Genomic DNA, 22958 nt, shown 5'->3' with positions numbered 1-22958 from the left:
AAAACAGGTTGTTTAACCATGATGCATTGAGAAACCGAATATTTTTATGTCTGCAAAATTTCGTTATGAACTCCCTACGCGCGGTGGTGATGTCCGTCATCTAGGATGCTTGATTGGGGCCGCTGGTGCGCTTGAATGTGGAGAGATGATAGAGCGTCATCAAGGGCCTGTGGTCATCATCACAAGAGATATGCAGAACACACTGCGCCTACGCGATGAAATTCAACAATTTACCCAACTACCGATAGAAATACTTTCTGATTGGGAAACATTACCCTACGATAATTTTTCACCACACCAAGAAATTATCTCTCACCGTTTATCAACCTTATATCGCCTACCGACAATGCAAAAAGGCGTGTTGATCCTGCCCGTCAACACCTTAATGCAAAAGGTATGCCCTGCTGAATTTTTAACTAGTCACGCGCTAGTCATGGCGAAAGGCGATAAACTTTCACGTGATAGCTTGCGTGATGAACTTGATAAAGCAGGCTATCGTCACGTTGAACAGGTTTTAGAGCATGGGGAATATGCAACTCGAGGCGCGTTACTCGATTTATTCCCAATGGGTAGCACTTTACCGTATCGAATTGACTTTTTTGATGATGAAATTGATAGCTTACGGACTTTTGATGTCGATAGCCAACGAACCCTTGAAGAAGTAGCACGTATCAATTTATTACCCGCACACGAATTTCCTACCGATAAAGAGGCTATTGAGCGTTTTCGCAGCCAATGGCGCGAACGTTTTGAAGTTAGACGCGATCCTGAGCATATTTATCAACAGGTAAGTAAGAAAACGTTGCCTACCGGTATTGAATACTGGCAACCCCTATTTTTCAGTCAACCGCTACCCTCTCTATTTGACTATTTGCCTGCTAACACACTGTTTATTTCGCAACATTATCAAGAAGCAGCAGAACGTTTCCAAACAGATACCCAGCAGCGTTTCGAAAGCCGCGGTGTCGACCCCATGCGTCCTCTGCTACCGCCAACCGATTTATGGCTCACTGTCGAACAACTTAACCAAGCATTAAAACAATGGCCTCGAGTTCAGCTTTCGGTTGAGAAATTAGCGGATAAAGCAGCGAATACCAATTTAGACTATCAACCTTTACCCGACATTAGTACTCAAGGGCAAAGCAAGCAACCATTGGAAAAGCTCCGTCAATTTATTGAACATTTTGATGGAACCGTGGTTTTCTCTGTTGAAAGTGAAGGTCGACGTGAAACGGTGACTGAACTATTAGGTCGCATAAAAATTCGTCCTGAAATTATTAACCGTTATACCAGTCCATCCGACAGCCGTTTTGCTATTATGGTCGGTGCCGCTGAACATGGCTTTATTCAGCCTCAGCAGCACCGCGCTTTAATTTGTGAAAGTGACTTACTTGGGGAGCGTGTTGTTCGGCGCCGTACGGATAACCGTCGAACGATCAACACCGATACGCTCATCCGCAACTTAGCCGAATTACGTCCCGGTCAACCCGTTGTACACATTGAACATGGCGTTGGACGTTATCAAGGTTTGACCACCTTAGAAGCCGGTGGCATTAAAGCTGAATATTTGATCCTGACCTATGCAGGTAACGATAAGCTATATGTACCTGTTTCCTCTTTACATCTTATTAGCCGTTATTCTGGCGGTGCAGATGAAAATGCACCTCTCCATCGTCTTGGCAGTGATAGTTGGGGCAGAGCCCGTCAAAAAGCGGCAGAGAAAGTACGTGATGTGGCAGCAGAACTACTCGATATTTATGCGCAGCGTGCAGCCAAGCCTGGCTTTGCATTTAAGCACGATAAAGAGCAATACCAAGAGTTTTGTCAAGGCTTCCCCTTTGAAACGACGCCCGACCAAGAATTGGCTATCAATGCCGTCCTTAGCGATATGTGCCAACCTATCGCCATGGATCGTCTAGTGTGTGGTGATGTTGGTTTTGGTAAAACCGAAGTGGCTATGCGCGCGGCCTTTTTAGCTATCAACAACAATAAACAAGTGGCGGTACTTGTACCAACCACCCTACTTGCTCAGCAACATTTCGATAATTTCCGCGACCGTTTCGCAAATTGGCCAATAAGAATCGAAATGCTTTCCCGTTTCAAAACGGCAAAAGAACAGCAGCAAATTATTGAGGAAACTGCGGAAGGGAAAATTGATATTCTGATCGGTACGCATAAATTGCTACAAAGCGACATCGTCTGGCATGACTTAGGCTTACTTGTGGTGGATGAGGAGCACCGTTTTGGTGTTCGTCATAAAGAACGTATCAAGGCGATGCGTGCAGATGTCGATATTTTAACATTAACCGCAACACCGATTCCTCGTACATTGAATATGGCAATGAGTGGTATGCGAGACTTATCGATTATTGCGACACCGCCAGCTCGCCGTTTAGCCGTCAAAACCTTTGTGCGTCAGTATGATGACCTAGTTGTTCGTGAAGCGATTTTGCGTGAAACATTACGTGGTGGACAAGTCTACTATTTATACAATGATGTCGAAAATATTGAAAAAGCCAAAAAACGCCTTGAAGAATTGGTTCCAGAAGCGCGCTTTGTGGTTGGCCACGGTCAAATGCGCGAACGTGAGCTTGAACGCGTGATGAGTGATTTCCACCATCAACGTTTCAATGTCTTAATTTGTACTACGATCATTGAAACAGGTATCGATATTCCAACGGCAAATACAATCATTATCGAGCGTGCTGATCACTTTGGACTAGCACAGCTGCACCAATTACGTGGTCGTGTAGGTCGTTCTCACCACCAAGCTTACGCTTATTTGTTGACCCCGCATCCTAAAGCCATGACAACTGATGCCCATAAGCGTTTAGAGGCAATCTCTTCACTTGAAGATCTCGGCGCTGGTTTCGCACTAGCAACTCATGATCTTGAAATTCGAGGAGCCGGTGAATTACTTGGTGAAGAGCAAAGCGGCCAAATGACCACAATCGGTTTTACACTGTACATGGAGTTATTAGAGAATGCGGTAGATGCATTAAAAGACGGACGAGAGCCTTCATTGGAAGATCTCGTGAATCAGCAAACGGAAGTCGAATTACGCATGCCCGTGCTACTGCCTGATGATTACATTCATGATGTCAATATTCGCTTATCATTCTATAAACGTATAGCAAGTGCGAGTGATGAAAGGGAGTTAAGCGAGCTGCGTACAGAGTTAGTGGACCGTTTTGGCATGTTACCCGATGCTGGGCGCTTTTTACTGGCGAGTGCAGCCATTAGGCTTGAAGCAGAAAAATTGGGTATTAAGCGTATAGAAGCTCATGAGCAAGGTGGATTTATTGAGTTTGGCGAGAAAAATAAAGTGTCGCCAAACTTCTTAATCAGTTTATTACAGAATCAACCTAAAACGTTCCGCCTCGATGGGCCTGTGAGACTCAAATTTGTTCACGATTTAAATGATAGACATGCTCGTATTGAATTTATCAAACAGTTATTAAATGACTTTGCGGATAACTTAATCGATTAATTCTCTGCTCAAATGCCTTGAAACAACCTTCAGTTGAGCCTTCTCTGGAGGTTGTTTCAATAAATATTAATCAAAATAGGCGTACGTATTCTTTCCAGGATAAATCTCAACAGCGTTATTGAATGTGTTTGATACTTTTTCATCATTTTTGACACAATAAAAAGGTATTAGTGCATTAGCGTCGCTACGAGCAACGTCACAAAGTTCATTACTAGAAGCACTGAGATCTAAACGACCTTTTTGATCAAGAGGTATCAATAGCCCCGGCTCGTATGCTGTGCGCACTTTACCTAGCGTATTACCAATACGATACACCACATCATAACCCACAATGATTTGTTCGACTTTCTCAGTAATGACACAGCTACGATATTCACGATCCACTAATTTAGGCAAAGACTGACTTTGTAATGTTTGGATCATAAATACCATCTTACATTCACTTTGTGCTGGATGGTAACGTGATAAATATGCTTGATTAAACCCATCTAGCACCCCCATGAATGAACAGTTTTCATGCTCAATCAGCCGATGTGATTTGATAGGTTCAATAGACAGCACTGTTGCGTGTTTGGTTGGCTTCTCAGACCAGCTTAACGATACTATTGATGCAATAATAATGAGGCAAATAGCTATTGCTGCTAATAAAAACTTATATGTTAGCTTCATAGGCGCCCTTATTAGTTACAAAATTAGTAATATCTCTATTGTATCCGTTCATTTTGATAATTCGATGATTGCAGACAATATAGCCACAATTTTTGGAATTTTCTTAACTCACGATAACTTTTGAAAAATTCACTTTGACCTCATCCATCATTAGGTCAATAAATTAAAATGTAATTTAATTTTACATCTTGATTATGATCAATTTATTTTATTATATTTAGTGTTAGTCACTTAATCCTTTATCCCAAACCGATAAATTATCGATAACTATTTATTAAACAAGAAAATTATCAATCATGAAATTTTATATATTTTCTTAGTTTATTAGATAATGTTATATATTAGATAGTTAACTATTATATATAACATTAATATGCAAACTATTTTTTAATAAAAAAGCCTTTAAGGCTCATTAAAAAATCATGTTTAATCACTAAGCAATACGTAGATTAACTTAAACTAACAATGATTTGTTACTAAATAATTCACAAATAAGCCTCTATTTTTAGAATTAATAGAACTATTTTTATTGAATGAACACGTTATCAATAAAGTGGTTAATCTTTTTTAGTATCATGTGAAGGGTAATTAATCATTTGAATGAATATTTAATATAACAATAGTATTCATCAGAATAAAAACCCTCGTTCAACACTGAACGAGGGTTTCTGTGTAGAAGGTAACGACATAGAAAATTAATGAAGCTTCAGCTTCGGACGGATAATACGGTTAATGCTGCCCACTAACATCATTAATCCCGTTTTGACGTAACCATGAAGCGCTATTTGATGCATTCTATACAATGAGATATAGACGAAACGTGCAATTCGCCCCTCAACCATCATATCGCCACGCATTAAATTCCCCATCAAGCTACCTACGGTACTGAAACGTGAAAGAGATACCAAAGAGCCGTGGTCTTTATAGACATAGTCTTTTAATGGTTTCTCTTTCATCATTGCTAAGATGTTATTATAACAATGCGTTGCCATTTGGTGTGCCGACTGCGCTCTTGGTGGCACAAAGCCCCCTTCTGGCTTAGCGCATGAAGCACAATCACCAATCGCAAAGATAGTATCATCACGCGTTGTCTGTAATGTTGGTTTCACGACCAGCTGATTAATGCGGTTAGTTTCTAGCCCTGCAATTTCTTTCATGAAGTCAGGGGCTTTAATACCTGCGGCCCACACCATTAAGTCAGCACGAATTTTTTCGCCTTCTTTGGTATTCAAACCGTCATCATCTGCACTGGTTACCATGGTTTTCGTCAGGACTTTGACGCCAAGTTTGTTTAATTCTTGATGCGCGGCTCCTGAAATACGAGGAGGTAGCGCTGGCAAAATACGTTCACCTGCCTCAACCAAGGTGACATTCAAAGCATCCGTATCCAGCCCTTTAAAGCCATAACTGGTTAACTGTTCTACCGCGTTATATAACTCAGCAGATAGCTCAACTCCAGTAGCACCAGCTCCGACTATCGCAATGTTCACTTTTTCTTCCGCATTATCACGGACTGAATAACGTAAAAATAAGTTAAGCATCTCATCATGGAAGCGGTGTGCTTGCTGAGGATTATCTAAGAAAATACAGTGTTCTTTGACACCCGGCGTACCAAAATCATTGGATGTACTTCCTAGCGCCATCACCAATATGTCATAGTCAATTTCACGTTCAGGAACTAACAGTTCATTATTTTTATCTCTCAACTCCCCCAAAATGACCTTTTTATTATCGCGATCAATTTGCGTTAATGAACCTAGTTGGAAATTAAATGCGTTATGGCGTGCATGAGCTAGATAACTAAGTGCATCAACACCATCATCTAATGACCCCGTAGCAACCTCGTGCAGCAGAGGCTTCCATAAATGACTTGGATTCCTGTCGACAAGGGTGATTTCCCCACGCTTTTTACGTCCTAATTTGCGCCCAAGACGGGTTGCTAGCTCTAAACCACCAGCACCACCACCGACTATCACAATCTTTGGTTGAGAAAAGGCCATGGATACCTCATTACAAAATAAATTAATGTTATTTAAGCCTTTTAAAAGATAAAACACTTAAATAACACTCATTTCATCGATAAACCTCAACTCCATGTTGAGAATAACACGCTTGGTTATTTGGTCATACCAAATATTGACGCATATCAAATTGACTGATTAATATGACACCGATCACAGGTTAGTTTCATATTATGCAAAATACGAATCGTGTCAGCTAGCGATATATTGATATTAATCAATATTCGAAATAATTTCCAACCTATTTGATAATGATAATTAGTTAGTCTAGCCTGCGACCTTACCCTCTTTATAAGGGCAATAGCAAATACAATTCGGATAATGTTTGTATCACTCTATTCAGCTGTACCTAAAATACTTAGATATGTCGAATGGACGCCTATCATAAGATCAATACGAAGGGATATGTTGAGTGAAGTTCCTTATCTATCAAACCGTGACTAGTATCGTATCCGCTTGATTGCTTTCTCTTTCACTTTTGTTATCACTTATACCATGACGTTATGACTTGTTCTCCTATTTCTGCTAGCAATTACAGTAACCCCTTCACTCGACGAAAACATAAACACTTAGCAAGTCACTCTCATGATTAGTCTACTTAAGCACCCGATTTTCTTGGTGACACTCATCCCATTGCATAAAGCTTTTAGGTTGTGTAAGAGAACAAGACAGAGTGCAAAACTAAACGACTTATCAACGGCCTTTCCCGCTAAATCAAATGATAGAAAAAAACACCCAACGAATGAACGCTTGGGTGTTTTTTTATACTGACGACAACAACATTGCCTAATAGGACAATATCATCGCATTGTAAGGTCAATTCACTAACGTTGTTCTTGCCATTGACGGGATAAACCAACCAACTGTTTGTGGCTTTCTTGCCAACGCTGAGTACTTTGTAACTCTTTAAGACTATATTGCCGTCCACTGTGGAATAACGATGAGGCTAAGCTGCCATGTTGCTTGGGTAAATTGTCTAGTACACTGACTGCACCATCACGGTTATTACAGACTAATACCATATCACAGCCCGCAGATAATGAAGCCGCAGCGCGTTCCGGATAACTTCCCATGATAGCGGCCCCTTCCATCGATAAATCATCCGAGAAAATGACCCCATTGAAACCAAGTTGCTCACGTAAGATGGATTTCAACCAAAAAGGCGAACCACTTGCAGGGCGTTCATCCGCTTGAGTATAGATAACATGTGCTGGCATCACTGCATCCAATAAATCACGCTGGATAAAATCTCTAAAAATTGACATGTCTTTTTTGCGAATGATCTCAAGGTCACGGTCATCCCTAGGCGTTTCTTTATGTGAATCCGCTTTTACGGCTCCATGCCCTGGAAAGTGCTTACCCGTTGTTTTCATGCCTGCATTACGCATACCTTTAATAAAGCGTTCTGCCATAACCATGGCTATTTCCGGATCTTCATGGAAAGAACGTTCACCAATGGCAATACTTTGATGACCAAGGTCAAGTACCGGCGCAAAGCTAATATCGATATCCATGGCTATCATTTCAGATGCCATCAACCAACCCGCTTCTTCGGCCAACCTAGCCCCTTCTGACTCACTGTTTAATGCAGCAAAAGCTTGTGCGGAAGGCAACGCGGTAAAACCATCACGAAAACGTTGAACACGCCCACCTTCTTGATCCACAGCGACCAATAGGCGGTGGCGTGATGCATCACGAATTTGACGCACTAGCTCCCTTAATTGTGCTGCATCATGAAAATTACGGGTGAATAAAATTAATCCCCCCACTAACGGATGTGCCAGTATTTCACGCTCTTCACTGTCCAGCTCATAGCCCTGAACATCTAGCATTATCGGACCCATACATGCCTCACTATTTAAACTATTTTGCGGTCATAACACGCATTTCAATGCTTTCATTTGTGTTAAACAAAGCGGTTTAATACGGCAAATGAAAATATTGCCTTAATGCTCCAGAGTGTAACAAAAAATCGCTATTTTGACTTTGATTCCATTGCACTTCATACCACATCAACATCATATATTTTACCCATGGTGTCCATTGGCGACACTGAGCAGCCAACCGTTCAGCATCTGTATATGATTGATGTTTATTACAATATTCTGATAGGAAGTCATGTCGTTGTTGGGTGTTTAGTTGATTGGCTTGAAAGTAGGTTTCTAATGACAACCCAATATCTGTATTCGCAGCATATTCCCAATCTAACAAAATGATACTGTTATCCTCTGTATAGAGAATATTACCCCGATGAATATCCATATGGGCGGGAGCAAGCTTTAACGTTTTAGGCGTTGGGGCGGACAAAAAATATTTATGCCACCGTAGCCATCGTGGGTTTTTACGCTTTGGATCAATCAACTCCCCATAATGAGCCATCTCTTGCCGCAGCTGTAACGGGTAACTTAATAAGGGTTGAGTATGCAATTTAGCGATGGTTGCCGCTAATAACGATTGAAATTCAGGTGATAAATATTGAGTATGGCTTGGATGTTGACCATCACACCACGAGAGTAATAACCAGTCTCTGTTTCTTGCTAGCTGTTTTGGGGCTTGGCCGAACCCGTGCAACTGCTGTAGCACTTTTGCTTCTTTACGACGGTTGACATAGAGCGCATGTTGAACTTGCCCCTGTGCACGAGCAATTAACTCAACGACTTGATCTGCCAAGGCGGCTCTCAAACGATAAGTTCCCCCAGACAGCCCCGCTAAGGGCGTTATTTCCCAGTGTTTAATATCAATCTTTGGGAAATAACGCCTTAACAGTAGCCACAATGAATCATTATTGGTCAATATCGTTTTTTCCTGACCAAATAATCTCACCGCTTTGTACTGCCATAAGCTGCATTTCAATATCACGTTGCTTATTTGAGCCTGAAATTACACTGTACAACACATAGTCTGCTTGCACATAGCGCCCCAGCCCAATCGCCTTACTGCGCGTGACTAAGCTATCATCTTGTGATAAGCCTAACGTTTTACGTGCTGTATTCACAACATCTTGAGGAACAACTTTAAAAAGGTGACTACTATCAACCGCTTTTACAATCGCTGAGGTTGCGTTTTGTACGGAAAATGAACCGTTTGTGTTGTTTTTGACTGAATCGACTAACAATACTTTGCCACTTTCAATACCGCTTGCTCCAGACATTTCACTCACCAATGGTGATACCGCCGCAGACCAGTCCGTCGTTTTTTGTTTAGGTGGCGTAGGGACCTTATCGATTGGTGGCGGTGTGACTGGTTCAGTCGGCTCTACGGGTTCAACCGGTACAACAGGCGGTGGTGTTTTTGGTCTTTCTGATTGAAAAGAAGGACACCCTGCCAATATCATCGCTGCCGCTGCAACAAATAGGATACGTTTCATTATTTTTCTCCAAGCGTTTTCGGTAAGAAGACATAAATACGTACATTACGCGCCAGTGATGAAGTACTTTGATTACTAACACTAATAGATAAATTGGCAGGTATTGTTTGCTGTATATCATGCGTTGTCGCTATTTTTAAGCCGTTATTATCATACCAATAAAGGCGGTACATGATGGTCACCGCCTCGGATTGACTGTTACTCATATTGACTTTAGCCACTGTCGCATAGTTTTCAACACTCACTACGGGTTGTTCTACGATAATGCCATGCGCTAAAACCGAGGGCTCCATAATGACACGTTGCTGTTCATTAAATACCAAGCCATCATTTTTTCCCCACAGGCAGCCGCTCAGTGAAAAGACCACCATACTGAGCGCCAACACACGTATTAGTACATATTCGACTATCTTCACGTCATTGCCTTATTTGGCGAGTAATGGACCTAGAGGGCGACCACCAACTAAGTGCATATGAATATGAAACACTTCCTGCCCGGAATCTTTATTGCAATTCATGATTAAGCGATAGCCACTCTCAGCAATGCCTTCTTGCTGAGCTATTTTTGCTGCAACGATAAATAAACGTCCTAATACCTGTTCATCTTCCGCAGCTACATCATTCACTGTTGGAATTAATTTATTTGGAATAATAAGAATATGTGAAGGCGCTTGCGGCGAGATATCACGAAATGCGGTAACAAGCTCATCCTGATAAACGATATCAGCAGGGATTTCACGTCGAATGATCTTACTGAAAATTGTTTCTTCTGCCATTTCAACTTCCTTTAATATTGACTAATAATTACGCGTTGTTATCGCCGACATTCAAATGAAAGAGGCGGTTAAAGTTTTCAGTGGTAATACGCGCCATTTCTTCTGGGCTAACCCCTTTGAGAACAGCCATATATTCTGCTACATCACGGACATAGGCCGGTTGATTCTCTTTACCACGATGAGGAACCGGTGCCAAATAAGGTGAATCCGTTTCGACCAAGATCCTATCTAAAGGAACAATTCTTGCTGCTTCACGAATTTGTTCTGCATTACGAAAAGTCACAATACCAGAAAAAGAGATGTACATCCCAAGGTCGAGTAATTGTTTCGCGGTGTCTTTATCTTCGGTAAAACAGTGTAATACACCGCCACAATCAGTCACATTCTCTTCACGCAAAATGGCCAAAGTATCGTCTCGTGCATCCCGAGTATGTACAATGACCGGTTTATTTACCTGACGACCAATACGAATGTGCTGACGGAAAGACTCCTGTTGCAGTGCCGCATTTTCTTTTTGGTAATAATAGTCGAGTCCCGTTTCCCCTAACGCAACCACTTCCTCCCCTGCCGCTAACTGTGCTAAACGCTCAAAATCATAGCCTTCATCTAAATTAAGCGGATGGATCCCACAAGAAAATGCAACATTATCTCGTTTGCCTATCAGGGTTTTCATACTATCAAACCCATGTAGCGTTGTGGCAACCGCCAACATAAAACCCACATCGCGCTGCGATGCTTTTGCGATAACATCATCGACACCTGTATGTAATTTTTCATAATCAAGGCAATCGAGATGGCAGTGTGAATCAACTACAAACATATTTCACTCTTTTTCATCGTATTAGAGTCGCAATTAATGCTTCCCATTGTAATAACTGATTGGTTAAAAGTAACTCTTGATTCAGTGCAGGCACTGTCATCAATTGGTGGCGGCATTGTTGCCAAGCTTCATAAACGTTAAACAATTGCGTATAGGTCATTCGTGACGCGAGCACACTAATGAGAGGCAACTGATCCTGATTTAAACAGAATTGTGCAGCTTGTTGTTGTAATTTCATGCTATCGGTTAACAATCCGAGCAACCAGCCAATCAATTCAGTGGCCTTATCATTATTCATGACAGATAACAGAGACAACATATCATTATGCTGCATTGCATGGGCTAGCCCTTGACACAAAGCATGACGCTGCTGCCAATTTTCAGGCTGCAACAGTGACATCGCCGCTACTGGCGCCCCTTGGCAGAGCTTTAATGCGGTCAATGCATCATTATAGTTAACGCCTGCAATGTGTTTTTGTAACCAATACCATGCCGTCTGCAACTCTGGAGGTGACAAATAAGTATATAAACAGCGGCTACGGAGTGTCGCGAGTAAATTTTCTCGCTTTTCACAGCCTAATAAAAAATAAGTCTGTTGTGTTGGCTCTTCTAACGTTTTTAATAAGGCATTTGCCGCCGCATCGGTTAACGCTTCAGCACGCGGAATATAAGCAACTTTCGCCCCATTTTGCTGGGCATAGCCACTTAAGGTTTCCGTCAGTTTCCTTACTGCATCTACACTGACGGTGGTTTTACCTTTTTCAGGTTCTAATACATGGTAATCAGGGTGTGTACCGGCCAACATCAGCTGGCAGCTATGACATTGACCACAACTTTTTAGACCGTCGGTGTTTTGGCAAATTAACCAGCGGCTGATCCCATAACATAGCGCCTCCACACCATTACCAGATAGTGAATGCAACAATAATGCATGGTGCCCACGGCCTTGCTGATAGGACGTTATCACTTGACGATAAGTTTCATTCAACCAAGGGTACCAGTTCATTTTCTCACCTTACTTCGCCAACCACTGCTGGAGTGTTTGGCGAATATCTTGTTGTACTTGCTCAATATTTTGGCTGGCATCGATCGTCAAAATGGTTTCGTCTGTTGCCGCTAATTCAAGATAACGAGCACGAGTACGCTCGAAAAATGCCAAGGATTCTTGTTCAATCCTATCCAACTCACCACGCGCCCGAGCGCGTTGTAAACCAAGTTCTGGTGGTAAATCTAAATATAAGGTTAAAGCAGGTTTAAACTCCCCTAACACCAAATCACGCAAGGATTGCATCAATTCGCGATCAATCCCTCTCCCCCCGCCTTGATAAGCTTGGGAAGATAAATCATGCCTATCCCCAACAACCCATTTGCCCGCGGCAAGGGCGGGTTTGATGACATTTTCAACCAATTGAACACGTGCTGCATACAGCATAAGCAGCTCCGCAGTATCGGTCACTTTCTCACCACTGATTCCTTGCTTGATCAATTCACGTAATTTTTCTGCTAACGGCGTTCCCCCCGGCTCACGCGTAAAAGCAATATCTTGAATACCCGCTTGGTTTAAAGTTTCAACAACAGTTTTAATCGCCGTTGTTTTCCCTGCTCCCTCTAATCCTTCAATGACAATATAGGCATTTTTCATTTTACTTATCATTCTGTTTTTCAATTTTTCGATACACTTTGACTGCACGATTATGGTCATTCAGCGTACGGCTGAATGTGTGACCACCAGTACCATCTGCAACAAAGTATAAATAATCCGTTTTAGCCGGATGGGCTGCTGCTTTAATCGATGCAAGGCTCGGCATTGCAATCGGTGTTGGAGGTAGCCCATCAATACGGTAAGTGTTGTATGGCGTATAGTTATCTAAATCACTACGATAAATTTTCCCCTGATACTTATCACCTAAACCATAAATTACCGTTGGGTCGGTTTGTAAACGCATATTTTTTTTCAATCGGTTCACAAACACTGAAGCGACTTGATTTCTTTCACTATCGACGCCGGTTTCTTTTTCAATAATTGATGCCATGATCAACATCTCATAAGCATTTTTATAAGGCAGATCTTTATCACGTCCCTGCCATATCTCCTCGACATTTTTTTTCATCTGTTGATGAGCTCGTTTCAAAATATCGACATCGCGTGTTCCCGCGGTATACAAATAAGTGTCTGGATATAACCAACCTTCCAGAGTTGTATCGCCATCAAAGCCAATCAGTGCATATAACTCAGTCGGGGTTTTTCCTTCAATCTCATGCTGCAAATAAGGCGCATCAAGTAAAATATTCGTCCAATCGGATAAACGATAACCTTCAACAAAACGGATAGAAAACTGTGCTTCTTTACCACTCGCAATTAATGCCAACATCTGTTCAATATCCATATTCGGCTGCAAGCGGTATGTTCCTGCTTTCATTTTGGCTAACTCGGGACGAAACTTTAACAGCCATTGGAATTTATCAGTTTGATTAATGATGTTTTGATTAACTAATAAACCCTCAAGCGCAACACGCCCCGTTCCCGATGGCACGGTGAAAATTTTTTCTTGGGTTAAATTAAGCGGTTCTTTCGCGTAGTTTAAAACTTGTTGATACAAGACGTAGGCTACACTTCCTGCAATCAACACAATCGCGACCGCTGCAATAAATATTTTTTTAGCTAGTTTCATTCATCAACCATTTCTGTGACTAAATTTGGCAACGTAACAACAAATATTCAAATAATTCTCTAGAGGAATATTGCCAGAGAGGCTTGTTTTTACCTAAGTTGATCGTCGCAACCGGTAATATCGGCATCAAAGCATTACAAATAAACACCTCATCACAACATCCTAAAACTTCAGGGAATCGTTCAACTTCTTGTAGATCGTACTGACTGGTTGCTAAAAGCGCTATAATCTTTTGTCTCATTAATCCATTTACCCCTGAAAACGTTAAGTTTGGAGTAAATACTGTTTCACCTTTGCGCCAAAAGAGATTTGCACTGCAACACTCAATCAAAATACCATCTGAATCAACAACTAATGCTTCATCCGCTTGAGCTTCATCAATTTCCTGACGAATTAAGATCTGTTCGAGACGATTGAGATGCTTAATGCCGGCTAAATATGGGTTCTTGCTGATCGGCACACTGCTCAACATCAAGTGAATACCCGATTTCTGCAATGCTTGATAATGCAAAGGGAAAGGCGCTATCGACATAATCACTGTTGGTTGATTGAAACCCAAAGAACTATAGCCTCGGCCACCTGTACCACGACTCATGATCACTTTGAGTACCCATTCATCGTGACTTTGTTGCTGACAAATGGCGAGAATTTGCTCTTGCAGACGTTGCCAATCAGGTTGAGGTAACTTGAGACGAGCGCTATCCTGCACTAAGCGCCTAATATGGTGCTCAAGCATTTTGGGCTGCTGATTAAACACATGAATCGTCGTAAAGCAGCCATCACCAAATTGCACAGCGCGATCAGAAACATTAATATGACGGCATGCAATTCCATTAACCCAATATGACATTGATAATTCTTATAATAATGGCTGATAAATCAGTCAGTAACAGGATGTTTATTATCATAAACTAAACTGACTGAGACTGCAAAATGACAATAAAAGAAAAGCCCCTGTATGGAACATACTGGGGCTTTAAATACATTATAGCGCTAATAATAAGGCAATAATGTTAGATTAATTTACTCTTGGTGATAACGACGGAAAATTAATGAGCCATTGGTGCCGCCGAAACCAAATGAATTACACAGAGCATACTCCATGTTTTCCACTTTTCTTGCTTCACCTGGAACGAAATCCAGTTTGCAGGCTTCATCTGGGTTTTCCAGATTAATCGTTGGCGGAACAATCTGATCAGCCAATGATAAGATCGTAAAGATAGACTCAATCGCGCCTGCTGCACCTAATAGGTGACCAGTCATCGATTTGGTTGAGCTAACCAGTACGTTAGTGTCTTCACCAAAGACAGATACAACGGCTTGGGCTTCAGCTAAGTCACCCGCTGGCGTTGAAGTCCCATGAGCATTGATATAGCCCACGTCGTTTGCTTCAATTCCAGCATCGTGCAGAGCATTCATCATCGCCAACGCTGCACCTTCTCCATTTTCAGGAGGTGATGTCATATGATAGGCATCACTACTCATGCCGAAGCCAGAGACTTCTGCATAGATTTTAGCACCACGTGCTTTAGCGTGCTCATACTCTTCAAGAATGATAATACCCGCACCATCTCCCAGCACAAAACCATCACGGTCTTTATCCCATGGGCGGCTAGCTGCTTGTGGGTCATCATTACGAGTAGAAAGAGCACGTGCAGCACCAAAACCAGCAACACCTAATGGTGTTGTTGCTTTTTCAGCGCCACCTGCGAGCATAACATCCGCATCACCATAAGCGATCATACGAGCCGCATGACCGATATTGTGCACACCTGAGGTACAAGCAGTGGCAATAGAAATACTTGGGCCACGGAAACCGTACATAATGCTCAGATGACCTGCGACCATGTTAATGATCGTAGAAGGAACGAAAAATGGGCTAACTTTACGAGGACCGCCGTGTTGTAGTGCTTCACAGTTCTCTTGAATTAAGCCTAGACCACCAATACCAGAACCAATCGCCAAACCGATACGAGTAGCATTGGCTTCTGTTACTTCCAGACCTGCATCTTTGATGGCTTGATAGCCAGCAGCGATACCATACTGGATGAATGGGTCCATCTTCCGTGCTTCTTTGCGGGAGATACCATAATCTTCGTAATTGAAATCTTTCACTACACCAGCAAATTTAGTTGCATGGTTTGTAGTATCAAAATGTTCGATGAGGCTGATACCACTCTGTCCGTCACAAACAGCTTTCCATGATGATTCAACTGTATTGCCGACAGGAGATAACATGCCCAGTCCAGTTACGACTACACGACGCTTAGACACGTATATCCTCCAAGGAGGGAAAAAGTTACCAAAGAAACATAGGCGGTCGAGTGACCGCCTAGATAAGTTTTAAAACAATTACTTAGATGCGTTCTCGACGTAGTCAATCGCAGCCTGCACTGTTGTGATCTTTTCAGCTTCTTCGTCAGGGATTTCGATATCGAACTCTTCTTCCAGAGCCATAACCAGCTCAACTGTGTCAAGAGAATCAGCGCCCAAGTCATCAACAAACGAAGCTGTTGTTACAACTTCTTCCTCTTTAACACCCAGTTGCTCAACGATGATTTTCTTAACGCGTTCTTCGATAGTGCTCATACTATTAAAATTCCTATCAAAACTCGCTTTCGCGATGGTTTTCGTAGTTTATAAAATACAGGAAAAGATACAACCCAATCCCGGCTGTTGGAACCTAAATTTTGCATTATTTTGCGCTAATTAACACTAATAATGCAAATGGTTCCATCATTTCTTTAGATCATGTACATGCCGCCATTGACATGTAATGTTTCACCTGTGATGTAACCAGCTTCATCAGAAGCTAAAAACGCTACAGCACTGGCAATTTCTTGCGCATCACCCAGCCTATCGGCAGGAACTTGAGATAAAATGCCTGCACGCTGTTCATCTGTCAATGCTTTGGTCATATCAGTTTCAATAAAACCAGGAGCAACGACGTTGACGGTGATACCACGGGAAGCAACCTCGCGTGCTAATGATTTGCTAAAACCAATTAGCCCAGCTTTCGCTGCTGCATAGTTCGCCTGCCCCGCATTTCCCATCACACCCACAACAGATGCGATTGAAATAATGCGCCCACAACGTTTTTTCATCATGGCGCGTAATACGGATTTAGATAAACGGTAAACGGATGATAGATTGGTGTCAATAATATCTTGCCACTCATCATCTTTCATACGCATCAAAAGGTTATCACGAGTGATACCTGCATTGTTAACCAGTATATCAATTTCGCCAAATTGTTGACGAATATTATTCAAGGTTTCATCAATTGATGCAGGGTCTGTCACATTCAGAGCAAAACCTTTGCCTTTTCCATCTAAATAAGCAGAAATCGCTTCTGCTCCTTTATCGCTTGTTGCTGTACCAATAACAGTCGCACCACGCGCAGCAAGTGTTAAAGCAATTGCTTTACCAATACCGCGACTCGCGCCTGTTACCAGTGCAATTTTTCCTTCAAAGCTCATATCGTCCTCAGAGGTTTTCTAACGCAGTGCCTAATGATACAGGATCATTGGCTGCAACGGCAGTTAAATTAGAGACAATACGCTTGGTAAGACCAGTTAACACTTTACCTGGGCCTACTTCAACAAGGTGTTCAATACCTTGATCTGCCATTAATTCTACAGTTTCAGTCCAACGAACCGGATTATACAATTGACGAACCAAAGCATCACGAATATTTTCAGCTGATTGTTCAATTTTTACATCAACGTTATTGATAACTGGGAAATTTGGCTGATTAAACGTGATGTCTTGCAATGCAACCGCTAATTTTTCAGCCGCGGGTTTCATTAACGCACAATGCGAAGGAACACTGACTGATAATGGCAACGCACGTTTAGCCCCAGCTTCTTTACAGGCTGCACCCGCGCGTTCTACTGCCTCTTTTTCACCTGCAATAACGACTTGTCCCGGAGAGTTAAAATTCACAGGCGATACAACTTGACCCTGTGCGGCTTCCTGACAAGCTTTTTCAATAGATTCGTTATCTAAACCGATAATCGCATACATGGCTCCGGTTCCCTCTGGGACCGCTTCTTGCATTAATTTACCACGTAATTCAACCAGTTTAATGGCGGCTTTAAAATCGATGACACCAGCACACACTAGCGCTGAATACTCGCCTAAGCTATGCCCTGCCATCATTGTAGGCATTGGCCCTTGTTTTTCTTGCCAAACGCGGAAGATAGCGACAGATGCAGCTAACAAAGCAGGCTGAGTTTGCCATGTTTTGTTCAATTCTTCTTCTGGTCCATTCTGGACAAGTGCCCAGAGGTCATAACCTAATGCTTCAGACGCCTCAGCGAATGTTTGCTCTACAAGCTGACTTTCTGCCGCTAATGCAGACAACATACCAAGAGACTGAGATCCCTGACCGGGAAAAACCATAGCAAATTGTGTCATGTCTATTTTCTCAGTAAATTAAAAACGAACGAGTGCAGAGCCCCAAGTGAAGCCACCACCGAATGCTTCTAACAGCACTAACTGGCCACGTTGGATACGCCCATCACGCACGGCTTCATCAAATGCGGTCGGCACCGATGCAGCAGAGGTATTACCATGTTTATCAAGCGTCACAACCACCTTTTCCATGGTCATATCCAGTTTTTTTGCTGTTGCTGAAATGATGCGTAAATTCGCTTGATGCGGCACTAACCAATCGAGTTCTTCTTTTGCAATACCACTTTCCGCTAATGTTTCATCAACAATGTGAGCTAACTCACGTACAGCAACTTTAAATACTTCGTTGCCCGTCATGGTTAAATAGGCTTCATCTTCTGAGCCGCGCTCACGATTTGGCAGCGCCAACAAATCACCATAACGGCCATCGGCATGAAGGTGTGTCGATAAAATACCGGGTTGCTCAGAAGCGCCAATAACCATGGCCCCTGCTGCATCACCAAATAAGATAATCGTACCACGATCATTCGGGTCTAATGTTTTAGAGAGTGCATCAGCGCCAATGACCAATGCTTTTTTTACCATGCCCGTTTTTACAAATTGGTCAACAATGCTAATCGCATAGGTGAAACCCGCGCAAGCAGCAGCAACATCAAATGCCGCACAATCGTGAATACCTAACATTTGTTGAATTTGACATGCGGCACTTGGGAACGCGTGAGTCGATGACGTTGTAGCAACAACAATTAACCCAATGTCACTGCTATCGACCTGAGCCATTTCTAACGCTTTTTGTGCGGCGTGAAACCCCATTACCGCAACACTTTCATCTTCGCCTGCAATTCTTCTTTCATGAATACCTGTGCGAGTCACAATCCACTCATCAGAAGTATCAACCATTTTTTCCAGGTCAGCATTCGTTCTAATTTGTGCGGGTAAATAGCTGCCTGTGCCTAATATTTTGCTATACATAGGTTATTGATCACTCCTGGGTAATACGATATTCAGTCGAGCTGCTATTCTGTCTGGAACTTGTCTGTCTACTGCTTGAACTGCACGTTCAATAGCCGCTTTAAATGCATTTTCATTTGCTGCGCCATGACTTTTAATGACAATTCCTTTTAATCCTAACAGAGTTGCACCATTATACTGGTCGGGGTTCAGCTCCCCAAAACGCTTCATAAGTCGTTTTTTAAGCCATTTTTTAGCCAGTTGCATCAACCAGCTAGGTTTTTTATTCTTTTTGCTTTCTTCTGTTGATTTTAACAATGAAAGAATGACGCGGATCACCCCTTCCATTGTTTTTAGCGTGACGTTACCTGCGAAGCCGTCACAGACTAGTACATCCGTTTTGCCTGTTAGCAATTCATTGCCTTCAACATAACCGATATAATTTATTGCCGCAGTTTCTTTGAGGAGTGCGGCGGCTTCGCGGATATTATCCAACCCTTTGGTTTCTTCTTCACCGATGTTCAGCAGTGCCACTCTCGGTGAGACAATCTTAGCCACTTCTTCTGCAACCACTGACCCCATCACAGCGAATTGCACCAGCATTTCACTGTTACACGTGACGTTAGCCCCTAAATCCAGCACCACTGTTTGACCTTTTTGTTGATTCGGCAAAATTGTCATCAACGCAGGTCGCTCAATGCCTTCAATCGATTTCAACATCAGTTTCGCCAAGCCCATCAGCGCCCCAGTATTACCGGCACTCACGCACGCTTGTGCTTGCCCAGTCTTGACTAACTCTAACGCCGTTCGCATCGATGTTCCTTTGCTTTGTCTTATTGCCGTAGAGGGTTTAGCATCGTTAGCAATCACGTTTTCAGCAGGAATAATTTCGACACGAGAAGTCAGCTCGACACTTTGTTGTGCAAGCAGAGGTTGAATGGCGTCAGGTTGACCGACTAGCAGTAATTTGAGTGATGGATTAGATGCCAGAGCCTGCAATGCAGCAGGCACTGTGACGCGGGGACCAACATCCCCGCCCATAGCATCTAACGCAATGGTTAGATTAGCCAAAGTATCAACGTGTAAATCAGAAACTACTTGTTGATAACCTTACGGCCACGGTAATAACCGTCTGCTGTCACATGGTGACGCAGGTGGGTTTCACCTGAAGTTTTGTCTACAGAAACTAGGGTAGCAGTCAGTGCATCATGTGAACGACGCATACCGCGTTTTGAACGAGTTGGTTTATTCTGTTGTACGGCCATTGACCTTACTCCTTAAGTACTTTTCTTTAAACTGGCTAATACGGCAAATGGGTTTGGTTTTTCCGCCTCTGGAGGTAGTTCACCAAAAACCATGTCCGCTTCGGACACTTCACAGTGTTCAGAATCATGAACCGGAACCACTGGTAAGGAAAGAATTATTTCATCTTCTATCATTCCCAGCAAATCTATTTCACCAAATTCATCAATTTGAATTGGTTCGTAGGCTTCCGGTAATGCTTCGGCCTTTTCGTCATTGACGACAGGACTAAAACAATACGATACGTAAACATGATGCTTGAAATCTTTTCTGCAACGCTGGCATTGTAGGGTGACATCCACATCAGAATGCCCCTCTATGACCGTCAGACGCTGATTATCAATTTTAAATGATAATTCGCTCTCAACATCACTGTCTACACTGACTACTGATTCAGCAATACGTGTTACCTGCTCAGGCGTGTAACTCCCGACATAGTCGAGGTTTTTTTGAGCTGCACGCTGCGCATCGATAGTCAGGGGTAATTTTACCTTTTGCATAAGGCGCGCATATTAACTTTGTAATGAGCTATAGTCAAAGAAAAAGGCGGACAAAACTCGCCTTTTCACCAAAAAATCGCCTGTTAAGCGCCGGATAGTTTAAAATGAGTTCACCCTTTTGGCTATGAGTTTCGAGAAAAAATATGAAATCGATTATTTTAGCATCAACCTCACCCTATCGGCAGCAGTTGCTAAAGAAGCTAGGTGTGCCCTTTTTAGCCGTTGCGCCCAATGTGGATGAAACCCCGATATTAAATGAATCCGCTGAAGCATTAGTGACTCGTCTCGCCCACGCAAAAGCCCATGCCATTAGCGAACAGCATCAACAACATTTAATCATTGGTTCGGATCAGGTTTGCGTCATTAATGGGAAAATTGTCGGTAAACCACTCAATTACGACAATGCGTTTAAACAGTTGAAGCAAGCCTCAGCAAGCAAGGTGACATTTTATACTGGGCTGTGCTTATTAGACTCCGCAACAGGCAGTTATAATGTGCAATGTGAATTATTTAATGTCTATTTTCGCGCTTTAAGTGATCACGAAATCGACACTTACTTACGCAAAGAAGAACCTTATCAATGCGCAGGAAGTTTTAAATCGGAAGGACTTGGTATCGCTTTGTTTGATAAGTTAGAAGGACGCGATCCAAACACATTAATTGGTTTACCGCTAATCCTATTACTGGACATGCTACGCCACCACGGATTTAATCCGTTAAGCGATTAAAAAGAGGCTAGAGAGGTCGGCAGGAACCCTACCGACCTCTTATTAGCAATCTCACGATATTAATGTTGTTTTTGTGCGCGTAGAGCCTTCAAGCACTGATTCAATTCGTCATCAAGTGGCGCTTGTAAGCGCATCTCTTCGCCACTTTTAGGGTGTATAAATTTCAGCGAACTCGCATGTAAAAATAATCTTTTTAACCCTGTACCGGCTAATTGGCTATCGAATTGTTTATCCCCATAACGGTTATCAAATGCAATCGGATGCCCTGCATGCAGCGTATGGACGCGAATTTGATGCGTACGCCCCGTAACCGGACTGGCTTTGACTAACGTGGCTTGTGCAAAACGCTCTTCAACTTTAAAACGCGTTTCTGAAGGTTTTCCCTCAGGACTTACTCGAACAACGCGCTCACCACTTTGTAAAATATTTTTCAGTAATGGCGCTTGAATCACTTTAGTATGGGATTGCCACTGCCCGCGTACTAACGCCAGATAATCTTTTTGCATCTGTTTAAGACGTAATTGCTCATGCAACGCCCTCAGTGCTGAGCGTTTCTTCGCCACTAATAATATTCCTGACGTATCGCGATCAAGACGATGCACCAATTCCAAAAAACGAGCTTCTGGACGTAATGCTCTCAATCCTTCAATGACCCCAAAACTAAGCCCACTTCCGCCATGCACTGCCGTACCAGAAGGCTTGTTAATCACTAATATTGCGTCGTCCTCATACAGGATACAATCAGCCAAAGCGGAGACTTTATCCAGTTTTGCCGAAACGGGCGCTGCTTCGCGCTCTGCAACCCTGACTGGCGGAACACGAACTTGATCACCTGCGGCAAGCTTATACTCAGGTTTGATGCGCCCCTTATTCACCCGCACTTCTCCCTTACGGATAATGCGATAAATCATACTTTTAGGCACACCCTTTAATTTTGCGAGCAGAAAATTGTCGATTCGTTGTCCGGCTTCGTCATCGCCAATATCGATAAACTGAACTTGATTTTGTGTTTTCATTCAAAAATATGTTAACTCTGGTTGATTAAATTACGACCTTATTTGCAGGATATATCATACCGACTCCGTAAATTTTTTTATCATTTTTTTTTAATTGGTCAAAGAATAGCTTGTTAGTCATATTTCTAAATAAAATTTTCATATAACTCATGTCTCGACTTGCTATAATGAGGTCGGCAATGGAATAATATGCAATTGCCACCATGTTCGATAAAACGATAATTGGCATA

23 protein-coding genes are annotated in these 22958 nt (G+C 42.4%); 2 read left to right on the top strand and 21 right to left on the bottom strand.

What is annotated here, in order from left to right:
- Window positions 1-46: 46 nt before the first annotated feature.
- Window positions 47-3490 (top strand): transcription-repair coupling factor, encoded by a 3444-nt coding sequence (gene mfd, locus ACWPW6_RS08415; RefSeq protein ID WP_154623831.1) that lies wholly within the window; start codon window positions 47-49, stop codon window positions 3488-3490.
- A 66-nt stretch (window positions 3491-3556) separates the two neighbouring features.
- Here mfd and umoD read toward each other — a convergent pair whose 3' ends face one another.
- The 20 genes from umoD to yceD all read right to left on the bottom strand — a co-directional run bounded on the left by umoD (window position 3557) and on the right by yceD (window position 20984).
- A complete protein-coding gene (gene umoD, locus ACWPW6_RS08410; RefSeq protein WP_154623830.1) occupies window positions 3557-4159 on the bottom strand; it encodes a UmoD family flagellar biogenesis regulator in 603 nt (200 codons plus the stop codon).
- 695 nt (window positions 4160-4854) lie between these two features.
- Entirely contained in the window at window positions 4855-6159 is a 1305-nt protein-coding gene (locus tag ACWPW6_RS08405; protein ID WP_154624436.1) for an NAD(P)/FAD-dependent oxidoreductase, read from the bottom strand.
- Window positions 6160-7004: 845 nt separating this feature from the next.
- Complete coding sequence (gene nagZ / locus ACWPW6_RS08400; RefSeq protein WP_154624437.1) at window positions 7005-8024, bottom strand: beta-N-acetylhexosaminidase; 1020 nt, start codon at window positions 8022-8024, stop codon at window positions 7005-7007.
- A 76-nt stretch (window positions 8025-8100) separates the two neighbouring features.
- Entirely contained in the window at window positions 8101-8973 is an 873-nt protein-coding gene (locus ACWPW6_RS08395; protein WP_154624438.1) for a phosphotransferase, read from the bottom strand.
- Window positions 8963-9547: a penicillin-binding protein activator LpoB gene (gene lpoB, locus ACWPW6_RS08390; protein ID WP_154624439.1), complete on the bottom strand. Its 585-nt coding sequence runs from the start codon at window positions 9545-9547 to the stop codon at window positions 8963-8965. Before lpoB ends, ACWPW6_RS08395 begins: the two co-directional genes overlap by 11 nt.
- The gene (locus tag ACWPW6_RS08385; protein WP_250000390.1) at window positions 9547-9963 is read right to left on the bottom strand and encodes a YcfL family protein; all 417 of its coding nucleotides are present in this window, start codon (window positions 9961-9963) and stop codon (window positions 9547-9549) included. Before ACWPW6_RS08385 ends, lpoB begins: the two co-directional genes overlap by 1 nt.
- A 9-nt stretch (window positions 9964-9972) precedes the next feature.
- On the bottom strand, window positions 9973-10323 hold the full coding sequence (hinT, locus tag ACWPW6_RS08380) for a purine nucleoside phosphoramidase (protein WP_154624440.1): 351 nt from the start codon (window positions 10321-10323) through the stop codon (window positions 9973-9975).
- A 28-nt stretch (window positions 10324-10351) separates the two neighbouring features.
- The gene (locus ACWPW6_RS08375; protein WP_196713184.1) at window positions 10352-11143 is read right to left on the bottom strand and encodes a metal-dependent hydrolase; all 792 of its coding nucleotides are present in this window, start codon (window positions 11141-11143) and stop codon (window positions 10352-10354) included.
- Between the two features lie 13 nt (window positions 11144-11156).
- Entirely contained in the window at window positions 11157-12149 is a 993-nt protein-coding gene (gene holB / locus ACWPW6_RS08370; protein WP_250000388.1) for a DNA polymerase III subunit delta', read from the bottom strand.
- A 9-nt stretch (window positions 12150-12158) separates the two neighbouring features.
- The gene (gene tmk, locus ACWPW6_RS08365; RefSeq protein ID WP_154624443.1) at window positions 12159-12785 is read right to left on the bottom strand and encodes a dTMP kinase; all 627 of its coding nucleotides are present in this window, start codon (window positions 12783-12785) and stop codon (window positions 12159-12161) included.
- 1 nt (window position 12786) lies between these two features.
- Window positions 12787-13815, bottom strand: a complete 1029-nt coding sequence (gene mltG / locus ACWPW6_RS08360; protein ID WP_154624444.1) for an endolytic transglycosylase MltG — start codon at window positions 13813-13815, stop codon at window positions 12787-12789.
- A gap of 19 nt (window positions 13816-13834) precedes the next feature.
- On the bottom strand, window positions 13835-14665 hold the full coding sequence (pabC, locus tag ACWPW6_RS08355; protein WP_250000386.1) for an aminodeoxychorismate lyase: 831 nt from the start codon (window positions 14663-14665) through the stop codon (window positions 13835-13837).
- Window positions 14666-14838: 173 nt separating this feature from the next.
- Window positions 14839-16089, bottom strand: coding sequence for a beta-ketoacyl-ACP synthase II (gene fabF, locus ACWPW6_RS08350; RefSeq protein WP_196713187.1), 1251 nt, complete (start codon window positions 16087-16089; stop codon window positions 14839-14841).
- A gap of 78 nt (window positions 16090-16167) precedes the next feature.
- Window positions 16168-16404, bottom strand: coding sequence for an acyl carrier protein (gene acpP / locus ACWPW6_RS08345; RefSeq protein ID WP_099110956.1), 237 nt, complete (start codon window positions 16402-16404; stop codon window positions 16168-16170).
- Window positions 16405-16559: 155 nt separating this feature from the next.
- Window positions 16560-17294, bottom strand: coding sequence for a 3-oxoacyl-ACP reductase FabG (fabG, locus tag ACWPW6_RS08340; protein ID WP_154624446.1), 735 nt, complete (start codon window positions 17292-17294; stop codon window positions 16560-16562).
- Between the two features lie 7 nt (window positions 17295-17301).
- On the bottom strand, window positions 17302-18234 hold the full coding sequence (gene fabD, locus ACWPW6_RS08335; protein ID WP_154624447.1) for an ACP S-malonyltransferase: 933 nt from the start codon (window positions 18232-18234) through the stop codon (window positions 17302-17304).
- An 18-nt stretch (window positions 18235-18252) separates the two neighbouring features.
- Window positions 18253-19203 carry a beta-ketoacyl-ACP synthase III gene (locus ACWPW6_RS08330; protein WP_154624448.1) on the bottom strand — a complete coding sequence of 317 codons (951 nt, stop codon included), beginning with the start codon at window positions 19201-19203 and terminating at the stop codon, window positions 18253-18255.
- A 3-nt stretch (window positions 19204-19206) separates the two neighbouring features.
- Window positions 19207-20253, bottom strand: a complete 1047-nt coding sequence (gene plsX / locus ACWPW6_RS08325) for a phosphate acyltransferase PlsX (protein WP_154624449.1) — start codon at window positions 20251-20253, stop codon at window positions 19207-19209.
- A 23-nt stretch (window positions 20254-20276) separates the two neighbouring features.
- Entirely contained in the window at window positions 20277-20447 is a 171-nt protein-coding gene (rpmF, locus tag ACWPW6_RS08320; protein WP_004253223.1) for a 50S ribosomal protein L32, read from the bottom strand.
- Between the two features lie 12 nt (window positions 20448-20459).
- On the bottom strand, window positions 20460-20984 hold the full coding sequence (gene yceD, locus ACWPW6_RS08315; protein WP_154624450.1) for a 23S rRNA accumulation protein YceD: 525 nt from the start codon (window positions 20982-20984) through the stop codon (window positions 20460-20462).
- A 143-nt stretch (window positions 20985-21127) separates the two neighbouring features.
- Here yceD and ACWPW6_RS08310 point away from each other — a divergent pair, with 143 nt between their 5' ends.
- On the top strand, window positions 21128-21712 hold the full coding sequence (locus ACWPW6_RS08310; RefSeq protein ID WP_247047308.1) for a Maf family protein: 585 nt from the start codon (window positions 21128-21130) through the stop codon (window positions 21710-21712).
- Window positions 21713-21771: 59 nt separating this feature from the next.
- On the opposite strand, the gene rluC is transcribed toward ACWPW6_RS08310, so the two are convergent.
- Entirely contained in the window at window positions 21772-22728 is a 957-nt protein-coding gene (gene rluC / locus ACWPW6_RS08305; RefSeq protein WP_154624452.1) for a 23S rRNA pseudouridine(955/2504/2580) synthase RluC, read from the bottom strand.
- Window positions 22729-22958: the final 230 nt, after the last annotated feature.

The sequence above is a fragment of the Providencia sp. Marseille-Q8014 genome, assembly GCF_965112055.1.
The sequence above is the reverse complement of the archived record's forward strand: the minus strand, read 5'-3'. Positions and strand labels throughout refer to the sequence as shown.